This is a genomic window from uncultured Phocaeicola sp., from assembly GCF_948499155.1.
GTDB lineage: Bacteria > Bacteroidota > Bacteroidia > Bacteroidales > Bacteroidaceae > Phocaeicola > Phocaeicola faecalis.
The window spans coordinates 60,501-75,658 of the sequence record NZ_CAOOSE010000021.1; the positions used below are offsets into that span (position 1 = coordinate 60,501).

The 15,158-nt window shown below is 45.0% G+C and carries 7 protein-coding genes; 3 read left to right on the forward strand and 4 right to left on the reverse strand.

The window, feature by feature from the left end; all coding sequences use genetic code 11:
* The first annotated feature begins 90 nt into the window (after window positions 1-90).
* Together QYT14_RS14095 and QYT14_RS14100 are read left to right on the forward strand one after the other, a co-directional pair.
* Window positions 91-2,343 carry an inorganic phosphate transporter gene (locus tag QYT14_RS14095; RefSeq protein ID WP_288325689.1) on the forward strand — a complete coding sequence of 751 codons (2,253 nt, stop codon included), beginning with the start codon at window positions 91-93 and terminating at the stop codon, window positions 2,341-2,343.
* A gap of 121 nt (window positions 2,344-2,464) precedes the next feature.
* Window positions 2,465-3,547, forward strand: a complete 1,083-nt coding sequence (locus QYT14_RS14100) for an aminoglycoside phosphotransferase family protein (RefSeq protein WP_288325688.1) — start codon at window positions 2,465-2,467, stop codon at window positions 3,545-3,547.
* Between the two features lie 181 nt (window positions 3,548-3,728).
* Here QYT14_RS14100 and QYT14_RS14105 read toward each other — a convergent pair whose 3' ends face one another.
* From QYT14_RS14105 to QYT14_RS14120, 4 genes are all read right to left on the reverse strand, one after another.
* Complete coding sequence (locus QYT14_RS14105) at window positions 3,729-6,173, reverse strand: DPP IV N-terminal domain-containing protein (protein ID WP_288325687.1); 2,445 nt, start codon at window positions 6,171-6,173, stop codon at window positions 3,729-3,731.
* A gap of 12 nt (window positions 6,174-6,185) precedes the next feature.
* On the reverse strand, window positions 6,186-10,637 hold the full coding sequence (locus QYT14_RS14110) for a hybrid sensor histidine kinase/response regulator transcription factor (RefSeq protein WP_288325686.1): 4,452 nt from the start codon (window positions 10,635-10,637) through the stop codon (window positions 6,186-6,188).
* A 79-nt stretch (window positions 10,638-10,716) separates the two neighbouring features.
* The gene (locus QYT14_RS14115; RefSeq protein ID WP_288325685.1) at window positions 10,717-12,444 is read right to left on the reverse strand and encodes a pectinesterase family protein; all 1,728 of its coding nucleotides are present in this window, start codon (window positions 12,442-12,444) and stop codon (window positions 10,717-10,719) included.
* 5 nt (window positions 12,445-12,449) lie between these two features.
* A complete protein-coding gene (locus QYT14_RS14120) occupies window positions 12,450-13,631 on the reverse strand; it encodes an alpha/beta hydrolase family protein (RefSeq protein ID WP_288325684.1) in 1,182 nt (393 codons plus the stop codon).
* A gap of 595 nt (window positions 13,632-14,226) precedes the next feature.
* On the opposite strand from QYT14_RS14120, the gene QYT14_RS14130 reads away from it, so the two are divergent.
* Window positions 14,227-14,580, forward strand: coding sequence for a cupin domain-containing protein (locus QYT14_RS14130; RefSeq protein WP_288325683.1), 354 nt, complete (start codon window positions 14,227-14,229; stop codon window positions 14,578-14,580).
* Window positions 14,581-15,158 lie beyond the last annotated feature (578 nt).

The window sequence follows — 15,158 nt, forward strand, 5'->3', positions numbered from 1 at the left end:
GATTGTAATACAAATGTAACATGTATGACATTCCATCATAACATGGCTCCCCTACTTTTGCGCCCATTAAAAATAGAGTGAACAAAATTTATGGAAACAATGTTTTTGGGAATCGTCGTATTCCTCTTTCTGCTGGCCATATTCGATTTGGTAGTAGGCGTCAGCAACGACGCAGTGAACTTCATGAACTCCGCAATCGGTGCCAAAGCCGCATCATTCAAGACCATCATCGTCATCGCCGCCCTCGGTATCTTTATTGGTGCTACGCTGAGCAATGGAATGATGGACATCGCGCGCCACGGCATCTTCCGCCCGGAGCAATTCTACTTTCAGGAACTGATGTGCATCTTCCTGGCCGTCATGGTGACGGATGTCGTCCTGCTGGACATTTTCAATTCTTTAGGAATGCCTACCTCCACTACCGTATCCATGGTATTCGAATTGTTGGGAGGTACTTTCGTCTTGGCCCTCATCAAGATAGCGGGAGACGAAACCGGCATGTTAGGCTTTGCCGACCTGCTGAATACGGAAAAAGCATTGTCCGTCATTTTGGGTATTTTCCTCTCGGTAGCCGTAGCCTTCTTCTTCGGCACATTGGTGCAATACCTCTCACGCCTTCTCTTTACTTTTAATTATACCAAGAAACTGAAATACACCATCGGTCTGTTTGGCGGTGTTGCCGTAACAGCCATTATCTATTTCATGCTGATAAAAGGACTGAAAGACTCTTCCTTTATGACCCCCGACAACAAACACTGGATTCAAGACAACACTCTGATGCTGGTAAGTTGCAGCTTTGTGTTCTTCACCGTTCTGATGCAAGTGCTGCACTGGTGTAAAATCAATGTGTTCAAGGTAGTCGTTATGCTGGGTACTTTTGCCCTTGCCATGGCCTTTGCCGGCAATGACCTGGTCAACTTCATTGGTGTGCCTTTGGCAGGTTTCTCTGCTTATACCGACTTTATGGCCAATGGCAACGGCAATCCGATGGGGTATCTGATGGATTCGCTGAATGGCCCCGCCACTACTCCATTCTTATTCTTGTTTCTGGCCGGTGCCATCATGGTGTACGCACTGATTACCTCGAAGAAAGCACAAAATGTAGTAAAAACATCAGTAGACCTTTCGCGTCAGGACGAAGGCGACGAAATGTTCGGTTCATCAGCCGTAGCACGTAGCATTGTCCGCTCCACCATGACTGCTTCGGAAAATATTGCCAAGATATTGCCCGACAACTTGAAACGCTGGGCCGACAACCGTTTTAGTAAGGATGTGATGATTATGGAGAACGGTGCGGCATTCGACTTGATACGTGCCTCTGTCAATTTGGTATTAGCCGGTCTGCTCATCGCGGTGGGAACTTCTTTAAAACTTCCCCTTTCCACCACTTACGTTACCTTTATGGTTGCCATGGGTAGCTCATTGGCCGACCGCGCATGGAGCCGTGACAGTGCTGTTTATCGCATCACCGGCGTTCTTTCCGTTATCGGCGGATGGTTCATCACTGCCGGAGCTGCCTTCACCATCTGTTTTGTAGTTACACTCATTATGTATTATGGTGGCACATTTGCTATGCTGGCTTTGATTGCACTCGCCATATTCCTGTTAGTACGCAGTAATATCAACTATAGCAAGAAACAGAAAGATAAAGGCAAAGACGATATATTCGCACGCCTCATTGCCAGCAAAGACAAAGAGGAACGTTGGACACTGCTCCGTCAGCACGTCAACAATACACTAGTGACCGAAATGGCATTTACCAACGAAACTTACCGTCAAATAACCGACGGATTCATCAATGAGAATCTGAAAGCGCTGCGTAAAGCCGTAAGTAATACCGACAGCCAGAAAAAAATGCTGAAAAAAATACGCCGCAAGGAAATCTTGGGTTTGCGCCGCATTGACAACTTTACCGCTATCGAGAAGAACACGTGGTTCCATTTGGGTAGTAATAGCTGTGAACAGATGCTCTACTGTCTGAAACGTATCTGCGACCCATGCAAGGAGCACGTAGACAACAAGTTCACTCCGCTGTCAGAACGCGCCACCAACGAGTTTATCCCCATCTGCAACGAAATGACCGCCCTGATGACCCGCGCCACAGAAGTGCTAGCCAATAAGGACTATACCCAAACCGATGCCCTGCTACGCGAAGGTTCTCTGCTGAAAAGTAAGATTTCTACCCTGCGCAAAGAGCAAATGGACCGCATACAGGAACGCGACGTAAATGTAAAAGCCTCTATGGTATACCTCAATGTGCTACAAGAATCACAGGAATTGGTATCCTGCTGGCGTCATTTGCTACGTGCAGACCGTATGTTCCAGACCGATTTGAAGAAATAATACGCCTATTCCTATAATAAATAATAAAATAGTGATAGCTTCTTTTCCTTATTTAAGGAGAAGAAGCTATCTTTGTCTCATCATAACCCTTGATTATTCATAATTATTACAATAACAATCTATGGAAAACCTCAATCAGATTATCAAGCAATTCCCCGAAGTGGGCGAAGTAAAAGAAGTAAAAGCACTGACATCAGGGCTTATCAACCAGACTTATTTAGTAAAAACTGTCGATCCTCAAGAAGCTGACTACGTATTACAGCGTATCAACCATCAGATATTTACAGACATCGACATGTTGCAGCACAACATCGAAGTGGTGACAGGCCACATCCGTAAAAAACTGGAAGCACAGGGCGAAACAGACATCGACCGCAAAGTGCTCCGTTTCCTTCCGGCTACCGATGGAAAAACATTTTATTATGACGGCGAAGGTTACTGGCGCGTATCAGTGTTCATTCCCCGTTCGCAGACGCTGGAAGCCGTAACTCCCGACTCTTCTTATTTGGCAGGTTTGAAATTCGGTGAATTCCAAGCAATGTTAGCCGACGTGCCCGAACAGTTAGGTGAAATTATTCCTGATTTCCACAACATGGAGTTCCGCATGAAACAATTGCGCGAAGCTGTTGCCGCCAATGCAGCAGGCAGACTGAGCGAAGTGCAGGACATCGTTGATGCCATTGAAAAAGATGCAAATGAAATGTGTAGTGCTGAACAGTTGTTCCGCGAAGGCAAACTTCCGAAACGCATCTGCCACTGTGATACCAAAGTCAGCAACATGTTATTTGATGAAAACGGTAAAGTGCTTTGCGTTATCGACCTCGATACTGTAATGCCCAGCTTTATCTTCTCTGATTTCGGCGACTTCCTGCGTTCAGCAGCCAATACAGGCAAGGAAGATGAAAAGGATTTAAACAATGTCCGTTTTAATATGGAAATTTTCAAGGCATTTGCCAAAGGATACATCGAATCAGCCCGTTCATTCCTGACTCCGGTTGAAGTTGAGATGTTGCCTTATGCAGCTACTTTGTTCCCATATATGCAGGCTGTACGTTTCTTGGCCGACTATATCAACGGTGATACGTATTACCAAACCAAGTATGAAGGTCACAATTTGGTACGCACAAAAGCCCAATATAAATTATATTTGGAAGCAAAAGCTGCCGTGCCCGAAATGAAGGCTTATATTGCAGGTCTGCTGTAATAGATATTTTTTCATGGAAATGTGTCAAAACACGGATAATACTGTCGTTTAGCTTGTAGGGGCGAGGTTCGCTCGCCCGAAAACTGTTTGCTTTGTGTATTCGGGCAGGCAAACCCTGCCCCTACAGCTGACAATTGGATAGGCCGGTTTAGTTTTGACACACTCCCATGTATAATCTTCACTAGCGTTTGGGAATATCCACAAACTTCTCACTCTTTCCTTTCAGATGTTCAGAGAAATAATCCACCAGTCTCCAATAGAAATATTCATTCATATCACCGAAGCCGTGGCGTTGTTGCGGTAAAATCAGCATATCAAAGCGTTTACCGGCACGTATTAGTGCGTCGACTACCCGGAGCGTATTTCCCGGATGCACATTGTTATCAATGTCACCGTGAATCAGCAGTAAATTGCCTTTCAGCTGTTTAGCAATCTGAGGATTGGTCGATATCTTATAAACAAAGGTAGTATCTCCCTTTTCGCTTACCACTTCCTTTACTCCGTGATGTGTTTCGCTCCACCAACGATTATAAATATTATTATCATGGTTTCCGGCACATGAAACGGCAACCTTAAAGAAGTCCGGATATTGGCACATGGCAGCCGTACTCATAAATCCGCCTCCTGAATGTCCATGAATACCCACCTTATCTATATCTATATAATTATAACGCATTGCCAACTGCTCGATAGCATATTTGTGGTCGGCCAAGGGGTAATCGCGCATATTGCCATATCCATAGTTATGATACCACTTGGAACGGCTTGGATGTCCGCCACGCTGCCCTACCGAAATGACAATAAAACCGGCTTGTGCCAATCGGTCTGTACGCGGAGTCATGCGGGTAAACGGATAAACCGTACCTTCGACCTGCGGACCCGGATAAACATAGTCTACAATAGGATATACCTTTGTAGAATCGAAATTAAACGGTTTATACATCACACCATAAAGGTCAGTCACCCCATCGGCTGCTTTCACCTTAAAAGGTTCCGGAAACTTGTAACCGGCAGCAAAGAGTTGCGAGAAATCACTTTCCTGAATCGTTATCACCTTGTTGCCGTTTGTATCCAGCAGGTCGGCACAAGGCACTGTGTTGACACGTGAAAAGTTGTCCACCACAAAACGCGCCTCATCATCCACTTCCACACGATGGAAATAATCTCCCTTCGACAGTTGTTTCAGTCCGCTACCATCCAAATTCACCCGATACAAGTGTTCATAATATGGATTTTCTTTCGGATTCATACCATTAGCCGTGAAATAAACGACACGCGCTTTATCGTCTACTTTCAATATTTCTTCCACATGCCAAGGCCCCTTCGTGATGCGGTTTTTCAAATTACCTTTGTCATCATATAAATAAAGATGCGCCCAACCGTCGCGCTCACTCCACTGAATCAGTTCCTTTCCATTGTTCAAAAGATGCAAAGGACGCGTTTCCTGATAGGTATTCATGCGTTCTTCAATAACAGGAACAATAGAATCCTGTCCTACAGTATAAGAACAAATATCTACCCGATGCAAGTCACGGCTTTTACGTGAAAGATAGAAACGGTTATTATCACCCAACCAAATCAAAGGCTGGTCTTCCATGTCACGCTGTTTCTGCAACCACGGACTGTAAGAGAGTCCCAAAGTCTGGTCTTTATAAGCACTCACCTTTATTTCCTTCCGGCTGTTGTCACTCATATCAAACAAATACAAATGATCTATCGGAGCTTCTTTTTCACCGGGCATCTGATATTTATAGGTTTCCAGCGTAGGACGCGGTTGTGCCATAGAGTTAATCACCCACAACTCTTTTACGGCCCGATCGTCGGAAACAGTCGTTGCAAAATGACGGGAGTCGGGCGACCACACCCCATACACCCTGCGACGCTTGCCATTACACAGCGTATCAGTGTTGAGCATGCTATAAGGAATACCGTAGCCAAAATCTTCCATACCGTCTTTAGTCAGTTGAATTTCGACAATAGTACTGTCCTTTTCATCCTTCTTTGCCTTCTCATAATCTTCACGGCTCATGCGATAAAGATTCAGGTCTTTGGCATAAACCACCGTCTTTCCGTCAGGAGAGATTGACCCCCATCTGATTTTCTTGGGTTCTTTTTCTTTATCTTTCAGATGAGTGAGCTTACGGGTAGGATAATCATAAGAAAAATAAAAGACTTCTTTTTCAGTCTTACCTTTTTTGTCTTTTTTCTCCTTATCCTCTTTGGGTTTGGCATCCTGGGAAGACACTACCTCAAAAGTAAAAGTACGGCCGTCTTCTTGAGCTTTCAAGTTCTTAATGGGAAGATGGCGCGCTTCAAAAGGGTCCTTTACTATTTCGGTCAGTTGCGAGGCCATTTCATCACGGTCGAAAAGCTGCTTCTTACTGCGTGCCGAAGGGTCTACCACATACCAAAAAGTACCTTCACTTGTTTTATACTGAAACCAGAAGCTGTTTCCTTTCTGAAACCAATGCGGGTCTACTACGGTAGAGAACAGCATGGTATTCAGTTTCTCCTGAGTAAATTTCTCCGCCTGTAAGTACTCGGGCAAACGTTCCTGTGCCTGCACTATGGGCGTGGTTGTACATAATCCACCTACCAACAAGGTGAACAATAGCATTTTCTTCATAATATTTATTTGTTATCGTGTTAGTTTCTTCTCTTTATACTCTGTAGGAGTCATACCGAAACGCTGTTTAAAACACTTGCTGAAATAACGGGGATCATTGATACCGACCATATAAGCTATCTGTGTCATATTATAATCGCCCGTCTCAATCAACTGAGCAGCGCGAGTGACTCTCATTTCCTTTATAAACTCAATAGGTGCCAAACCGGTCAGTGTTTTCAACTTCTTGAAAAAAACGGAACGGCTCACTGCCAGTTCTTTCACCAAGTCGTCTACCATCAATTCGCCATTATCCATGTTCTGCTCCATCAGTTCAGTCAGTTTATCCATAAATTTACGGTCATGGACAGACATTTCAGGCTGTTGCCGTTGCGGTTCTTCCGTTTCTTCGGACAAAGAAACGGCCTGCATTCCCATCATCTTCTCCCGATAGAGCTGCTGCAATTTATTCCGTCTTGCCAAGATATTCTCTACCCTTGCCTTCAGATAAGTCGCACTGAAAGGTTTGGTGATATAATCATCAGCTCCCTGTTCCATTCCCTGCAATTTGCTGTCGGTATCCGACTTGGCAGTCAGCAACACGACCGGGATATGGCTGGTAGACATATTTTCGCGTATCTCTTTGGTCATCGCTATGCCGTCCATCTCCGGCATCATAATATCACTGATGATGATATCCGGAACAAACTTCAATGCTTTTGCCAACCCTTCGGCACCGTTTGTTGCCTCTATTACATTGAACTCCGACAAGAAAATACTTCGCAAGAAAAACCGTAATTCCAAATTATCCTCCACCAGAAGCATGGTCTTATGTTCTCCCGGGTTAGTCACTTCGTCCTCTTCCGAAGAAGCAGTTCCACTGCCATCGGCAACCGTAGACACAGGACGCTCCGCCCCCATCTCTATATCATCGGAAATAATAAAATCCACATTCTCCGTGAAATGCTCTTTTCCTTTTAGAAATTCCACGGTGAAGCAACTGCCTTCGCCCTCCTTACTGTCGACACGGATGCTTGCCTGATGAAGCTCAACCAATTCTTTAACCAACGACAGTCCGATACCCGAACTTTGTTGGTTAAACAGATTCTTGTCCAGCAGATTCTCAAAACGCACAAAGAGGGAAGCCTTCTTGCTCTCAGAGATACCGATACCCTGATCTTGTACCCCTACAGCCACACTATTCTCATTCTCATGAATAAACAAAGTAATCATTTTACCTTGCGGCGTATATTTAAAGGCATTGGAAAGCAAATTGAAAACAATCTTCTCCAACTTATCCGTATCCACCCACAACTTTAAAGAAGGCTTTTCACTCTCAAAAAGGAAATCGATATGATGGTCTTCCGCCAAAGATTCAAAATTATCCATAAGTTGATGAACGAATGGCACGATATCTATCTGCTCGATGCGCAACCTCATCTTATTCTTCTGAATCTTTCTGAAGTCCAGAATCTGATTTACCAAGCGGAGCATACGGTCGGTATTTCGCTCCACTATCCGTAACTGCTCGCGTACATCATCGCTCAGGCCGGCTGTTTTCAATACATATTCCACCGGACCGGCAATCAGGGTCAAAGGCGTGCGCAGTTCATGAGAAATATTGGTAAAGAAACGCAGCTTTATATCCGACACCTGCTGTTCTACCGACACTTCATGTTTCAATCTGTAAATGGTGAACAAGATATAAACACCGGCAAGCAATATACAGAGAAAAGCCAACACATACAGCACCATAGCCCAGGGAGTCTCCCAAAACGACGGAAGGATAGTGAGCTGCATACTCCGTTCATTCTCCACCCAGACCCCGTCACTGTTGGTTGATTTCACCCAAAAGACATAATCCCCTTTCGGCAGGTTCGTATAGGTAGCCGTACGCTGTTTACCCACATAGTTCCATCCTTTGTCAAATCCTTCAAGCCGGTAAGCGTAACGGATATTTTCCGGATAAACCCAATCAAGTGCGGCAAAAGAAAATGTCACAATATTTTCTTTATGGGAAAGAACCAAATGCCCTGTATTGTTCAAAGCCTGCGGCAGGATGCCCCCTTCCACTCCGGGAGCAACTTCCTGATTCGATATTTTCAGTCCGGAAAACAAGACAGGCGGCACATAATCACTTTTACTGATTTCCTCGGGGTTAAAATAAACGACTCCGTTACTGGTCCCAAACAGCATAGTCCGCGAACTCAGATTGAGGGAAGTACTTTCTTCAAAACGCAGTTTATCACCAAAATCACGTTCGTTGTAATTTTCAAAGCGCTGTTCGGCAGGCAGGAACTTGCTCAATCCGCTTTCCGTGCTCATCCACAAGTTGCCGTTATCATCTTCTTCTATCGACAACAGGATATCCGACAGCAAGCCGTCCTGAATGGTATAAGATTTGAAGACTGCATTCCCCTGCTCATCCATGGAAACCAGTTGGTTAAGACCACCGCCAAAGGTAGCCACATAGACATTTCCGTCCCTTGTAGTGAGAATGCGATACACGTTGCTGCTACTCAAACAGTTCATATCACCCGGCACAGGAGCATAAAGATGAAATTTAATGGATTCCGGCTCTCTGAAATCTTCCTTAAAACACAAAGCTCCATCCGTGCCACTCACCCATATATTCCCTTTCCGGTCTGAAGTGATATGGCGTAACCTATAAAAACGGTCTGTCGGAAAGCCTTTCAGGTTATTGCGGTTGTTGATAAAGATATAGTTTCCTTCGGGGGTACGGTCGATGTAGTTAAGCCCGCCGCCGAAAGTAGCCACCCAGATGCGGCCATGCTTATCTTCGTGCAGCCAATAAGCACTGTTATGGCTCAGACTATAAATATCATCTTCATTATATTCAAAGCGGATTAACTTATATCCGCCCCCATCCGGTTGTGCCAGAACGACTCCTTTTCCCTTGGTAGCAATCCATATATTCCCTTTCGAATCCTGCATGATATGATAGGCCACCCCGCTCAGCGGCTGTCCGTTCTTTGCTATCATTCCCCCTTCAGTCAAATACCCCAAATAAGAGAGTTCATTGGTATATACTTCTATCTTACCGTCTCTTTTAGACATCCAGATGCGATGTTCACTATCCTCAAACAAGGCACGCACCGTATTGGAATTCAAGTCATAACTACGTCCGGCATGAGGATACAAATGAAACTGGCGCCCATAGAACGTTACCTTTTCCAGCCCTTTGGAGTGAGTGCTCAACCATAAATTGCCTTGCTTGTCCGAAAGCATGGAGTGCAGTTTATTGGAGAAACGCCATGCTGGTACATTCGGGTCATTATAAAACGGAAGCAACTTATCAGCCTGACGATCATACCATGACAACCCTCCGCCTTGCGGGTGCACCCACAAATTGCCATTCATATCCTCACAGATATGAAAAGCCGGATAAGACCGTTCGGCTCCCTGAGGCTCCACCTTCATTTTATCTTGCTTAAACACACCGGTAAAGGGATTGAAATGGCAGACCTCCCCCCACACTGTCATCTCAAACCAAGCCTGCTGCTTACTGTCCACATACACAGAATGGATATCATCGGATGGAAATGCGGGGCAATTGGACTTGTTGTAGACTTTACTCTCTTTTGTTTCCGCATTATACACTACCAACCCCTGACTGTGTGTGGTAACCAGCAGTCCCAGTCCTTCTATCTCATTGATGGAAACAATCTTATCTTTCAGCGGCAGCTCCCAGAGCCGAAAAATATCATTCTCCAGCGAGTAACACCAAATGCGTCCTTTATCTGAGCCGAAATAGATTTCATCCCCATACGTGCAACACGTATAGAACGCCTGGTTCGCCTCTTCATTCCCCATCCGGGAATTTACAAAATAAGTGACAGGTTTTTCATTGTCACCGCCCACTTTCATCAGTCCGTTGGAAGTAAGCAACCACTCCTGCTGCTTTCTATCTTTATATATATTATGTACGCGCGCGTTAAATCCGCCCTCTCCCTGCCCGCGTGTGGCATACAGTCGGGTCGTGAGACTAAAATCTTCGGGATTTGTTTTCACACGGATAGCACCTTCCGACTCCAACGGCATCCACACCACACCATCGGACAAGATTTTGATATCCGTACACCTCATCCCCTCTCCCTTTTCGTCGGCCGGAACCGATTCAAATCTTTCAGTCTTTTGGTCGAAACGGAAAGCATGATTGTCATAGGTCAATACCCAGATATAATTATATGGGTCTACCTTCATGACATCCACACGATTGTTGGTCAAAGCTATTTTATTGCCTTGGCGAGCCTTGTAGATTTTAAAATCATAACCATCAAACTTATTTATACCGTCCCAAGTAGAGAACCACAAAACGCCATTATAATCTTGAACCATGCTCATAACGGAATTTTGCGACAATCCATCCTCCGAAGAATAATGAGTAAAAACACAATTGGGCTGGGCATTCGTATTCAATGCCAGAAAGGCCAATGCCAAAATCAGGAACAAGTGTTTTTTCATGTAACAGATACTCAATAAAATAATGTTTCAAAAATACATAAAAAACAGCATATCCGACAAGAATAAGGGCATAAAATCGTCATCTTTTCAAATCAGTCAGCAATGTATTACCGTTCTTTGCCGGATTCCATCCATCCTCTCCTGCCAATATCCGGTCTGCACCATACTTTTTTATCTCTTTCAATTGTTTGCCAAAAGATGCGCGTCCTTTTGTATACGCCCCCTCTCCCCTATTTTCATATTCAGCATAAAATACTGTTTTCTCGGCTTCTTTCTTATTCCAGTTGTTCCAACCTTCGGGAGCAATATGCTTTCCCAACTCACAATGTATGAAAACCGCCTGTGCATAAGGTCGCCACGGACGAGACAGATACACCTTCCGCGCCCCGTCACTTCCGGTCAGCCTGCAACCGACAAACACATAGCCATAACTCTTCCCTTTATCTGTGGCAGGAGCCGTCACATATCCGTCTGCCAAACTATGAATGACACAATCCTTGAAAAGAGCAGTCGACCACCCGAAGATAAAATCCACCGTACCTTCTATATAGCAATACTCGTAGAACTGTCGACTCGACTTGCCGTAAGTATAAAGCGTATCCTGATTGCCCAGAAAGTGGCAATTCTTAAAATAGGCGCGATCACCGCTGACAAAACAGGCCACAGCCTGCCCCACCCGTCCGGCAGTATTCTCAAAAGTCAGATTCTCGGCATAAAAGTCCGGTGCATAAATATAGCAAGTGGACGAACCGGAAGTAGACATCTCCTCGCCAAAACAATTCAGGCGGGAAGCATAATCGTCATTCGTCAACACAGCTCCCGACTCCCCTATCAGCGAAATATTAATCTTACTCGCGGGTATTATCACCTTTTCCTTATAGACTCCTTTACGCACCAAGATAGTAGTACGTCCGGCTTTTCTGAAATCCGGCACAGCATTCACCGCCTCCTGAACGGTAAAAAAGTCACCACTTCCGTCTTTTGCCACAACAAAATCATAATGACGCACATACGGAGCCAGTGCAGGTACCTTTTCGGCAATTACATCCACCGTCAGACCGGCTATTGTGCGTGCGCCATACACATTAAGGTGAGTATTGTCGGCACGCCCTTTAGGACAGGCTGCACAAACCCCTTCGGGAATCCACATAAACAGTTTTTTGGAAGCCTCAGCCCCCAAGCCCTCCACCAAATCATGAGTTATCTTATTCATATCCACAAAAGGAACCTCCAACTCTTCAGCCACCCTACGCGGAGAATCCAAATACTTTCCATGTGTATCTACCAAAACATTTCCTTCCTCTGCCATCATATCTTTAGACATATCTTTGCGCATATCATCCTCTGCCACAGCATGTTCGTTATGACCAAAGCTACGCCTGACAATGGAATTAAACAATACAGGGATACCTCCCTTTTCTCTTGTTTCCTTCACAAAGCGACGCAAATTATCATCAAAAGTCGTTCCGGGCTCTGTATGACGCGCCGAATCCGCCTTTTCATCATTATGTCCGAATTGGATAAAAACATAATCCCCCGGTTTTATTTTATCAAGCACGACAGCCCACCGCCCCTCGTCAATGAAACTTTTGGAGCTGCGGCCGTTCACGGCATGATTGTCCACGTGCACCTCTTCACTGAAAAAGCCTCCGAGCACATGTCCCCAGCCACGCTCCCGGTTTCCTCCGTTCAAAGACTTATTGGCCATCGTGGAATCACCAATCATAAAAATAGTCACTGTCCTGTCGGTAGTAAATGCCGAAAAGACAAACAAGGCAATAAACGCCATCCATAATTTTGCTTTCATCGTTCCTATCTTTTGTGTATCTGTTTTATATGCTTATCAAAAAACTCCAGCACTTCCTCCTGTACTTCTCTGCTACAGAAATGCGGCAAATCATAAAACTTAGTTACCAGCATCTGTCCGGCCTCCCTGCTTTCCCACACTTCCCTCATGGTGGCAAAAGCCTTTCTTCCCCCTTCCACCGGAAAAAGTTTATCCTTCAATCCATTGATAAACAACATCGGTTTGGGGCAGGCAATGGAAGCCACGTGCGGATAATCCATCCGGTTTCTGATACCCGGAATAATCATGGCATAGGCAGACCCTCCTTTATTCTGATTGTTGGTGAGTGTCATCAGGCTGTCCGTGGTATTCATCCAGCACACAGCAGCCGCAGCCTTTACCACATCCGTAGCCGCACTTACCATCCATGCACGATGTGCCCCCATCGAAAAGCCCATGGCTCCGACCTTATCCTTATCAACAATAGACAGACTCGCCAGAAACTCGGCACTGCGTATATCATCCCAAGCAATCAATGCTCCCCATGACATTCCCATCTGCAAAAGATTCGCCGCCAGTGCCTGTTGCGACTCATAACGCACCCCTTCCTTTCGTCCGCGCTCTCCCCAGAAAAGGGCATCGACAGCCAGCACCACATACCCTTTCGATGCCAAATAATCACCAACGAACCTGCCGTCATAACATTTTTCAGTCCATCGGTTTGCATCCTCCATCGTCTCCTCATCCACCCCGAAAGGTCTGACTACCTTTTCTTTTCCGATAGAAAAATGCGCTCCATGGTCGTGCAGCAAAAGCACAGCCGGAAAAGGCCCCTTTCCATCGGGAATCAGTAAATAGGCAGGAACACGGGAATAACCGGACACACTGAAAACAATCTTCGCTGCCCGATATCCCCGCCGTTGTTCTTCAGCCGTTGTTTGCATGTCAAAGGGAACTGAAGGCGGAGCCGGTTGCATACAGTCGAGCAAAGTCTTCCGCGCCTCTTTACGCCACACCCGAAAATCTTTAATAACGGAATTCCCCCATGCCATAGGGTAAGTAAGATTCTGCTTCATCCGGCAGTAAAAGAGAGGCATATCTTTCTCGGTTTCGTATCCGGGATTTTCTCCCACAGGCTTTCCTTCTTGCGCCAAGAGTATGCAAGGGAACATGATAAACCGGCATATACAGAGTAATATCTTCTTCATTGTGTCTTTCACATTTATGAGACACAAAATAAGCTATTCCAAAGGGAAAAGACTGCCAATAATTGTTCTTTTCCTCGTATTTTTTATTCAAATGTATATGGCACCTACGAACAATATATATAAGCAATCATCTATCACAAGATAAAACATTTACTTGGGTCAACCCCATTGGTTATATGTTCATTTTGAAAAATATATGGGCTTGCCTCATTGATTATCAGCTTTAGAAATTGGAGTGCAAAAATTCCACCACAAACCGCAGAATTTCCAAGAAAGCCACTACCTTTGTACTCAGCAAGCGTTCTGTAACATCCATGCAGAAATGCCCTATCAGTCAACACGTTGTATCTGATAGCGGACATTCCACAAAATGGCTGAAAGAAGGAGATACAATACGTATATGCAAAACAGCTGAAAAGATTATCCCAAAAGTAACTGAGGTAATGAAGGGGATGGCAAGAACTGGCAGTACAGTTAGGTATTTCTAAAAGAGAAATGGATGTGTTTGCCAGAACGTTGGATAAACAGTGTAAGGGATGAGCATAAAAGTCATTATTTATAATCAATCTGTAACCAAATAAAACAATCCACAGATATGAAAACAAGAAGTAATACCTTTTTAATAGCAAGTGAAATGGCATGGGAACCTGCCGGCGAAGGAGTCGTACGCCAAGTGATGGGATACGACGGACAAGTGATGATGGTAAAAGTAAAGTTCGAAAAAGGAGCATGCGGCTCTCCACATTCCCATTATCATACCCAGACTACCTTCGTGGAAAGTGGGAAATTTGAATTTACCGTTGGCAATGAAAAGAAGATAGTGGAAGCAGGTGACGGCATTTACATGGAACCGGATGTGCCGCACGGATGCATTTGCTTGGAAGCAGGAATATTGATAGACTGTTTCAGTCCGACGAGGGCCGATTTCTTGGGAAAAGTTCCAGAATAAGAATATAGTTAGAGATAACTAAAATCAGCTACAAAAGTCCGTGGCAAGTATCAGGTGTAATGTCGGCTCTCGACTATTCTCATAAATGTTTTGTCATACAATGACTGAATCCACAAAAACCAACAGTCTTTTTCGCCCTACAAGCGGAAAAGCTGTCTCTTCCTTCTTCCTTTCATTAGTCGTTGAAACGCCCTGCCAGTGGGGGTTCCGGTAGTGAACGGACATCCCGTCACCGCCCCTTCAGCTTCCTTTCATCTGTAAAACTTCTTCCGGCTTTAATTTTTTCGATAACGCTTTACGGTAGGGGCGGACCCATGTGTCCGCCCAATGCCCCCAATAACTTAAAGTGAACTGTTCTCAGGCAGACACACGGGTCTGCCCCTACAGAAAACGGTAGTCTAAAAAGATGAGTACACAAGGGAATTGCTGAAGGCAGATTGTGAAGGGACTTAGAAAGCGCGGCTGAAGGGAGGATGAGGGGATGTGCTGTCATTCTTAACCGACTGATTATGTGAGTGTTCTAATTAAAATGTAAGGATGAACGGAAAGAAGGATGACCGGCTTAATGAGGGGATGAT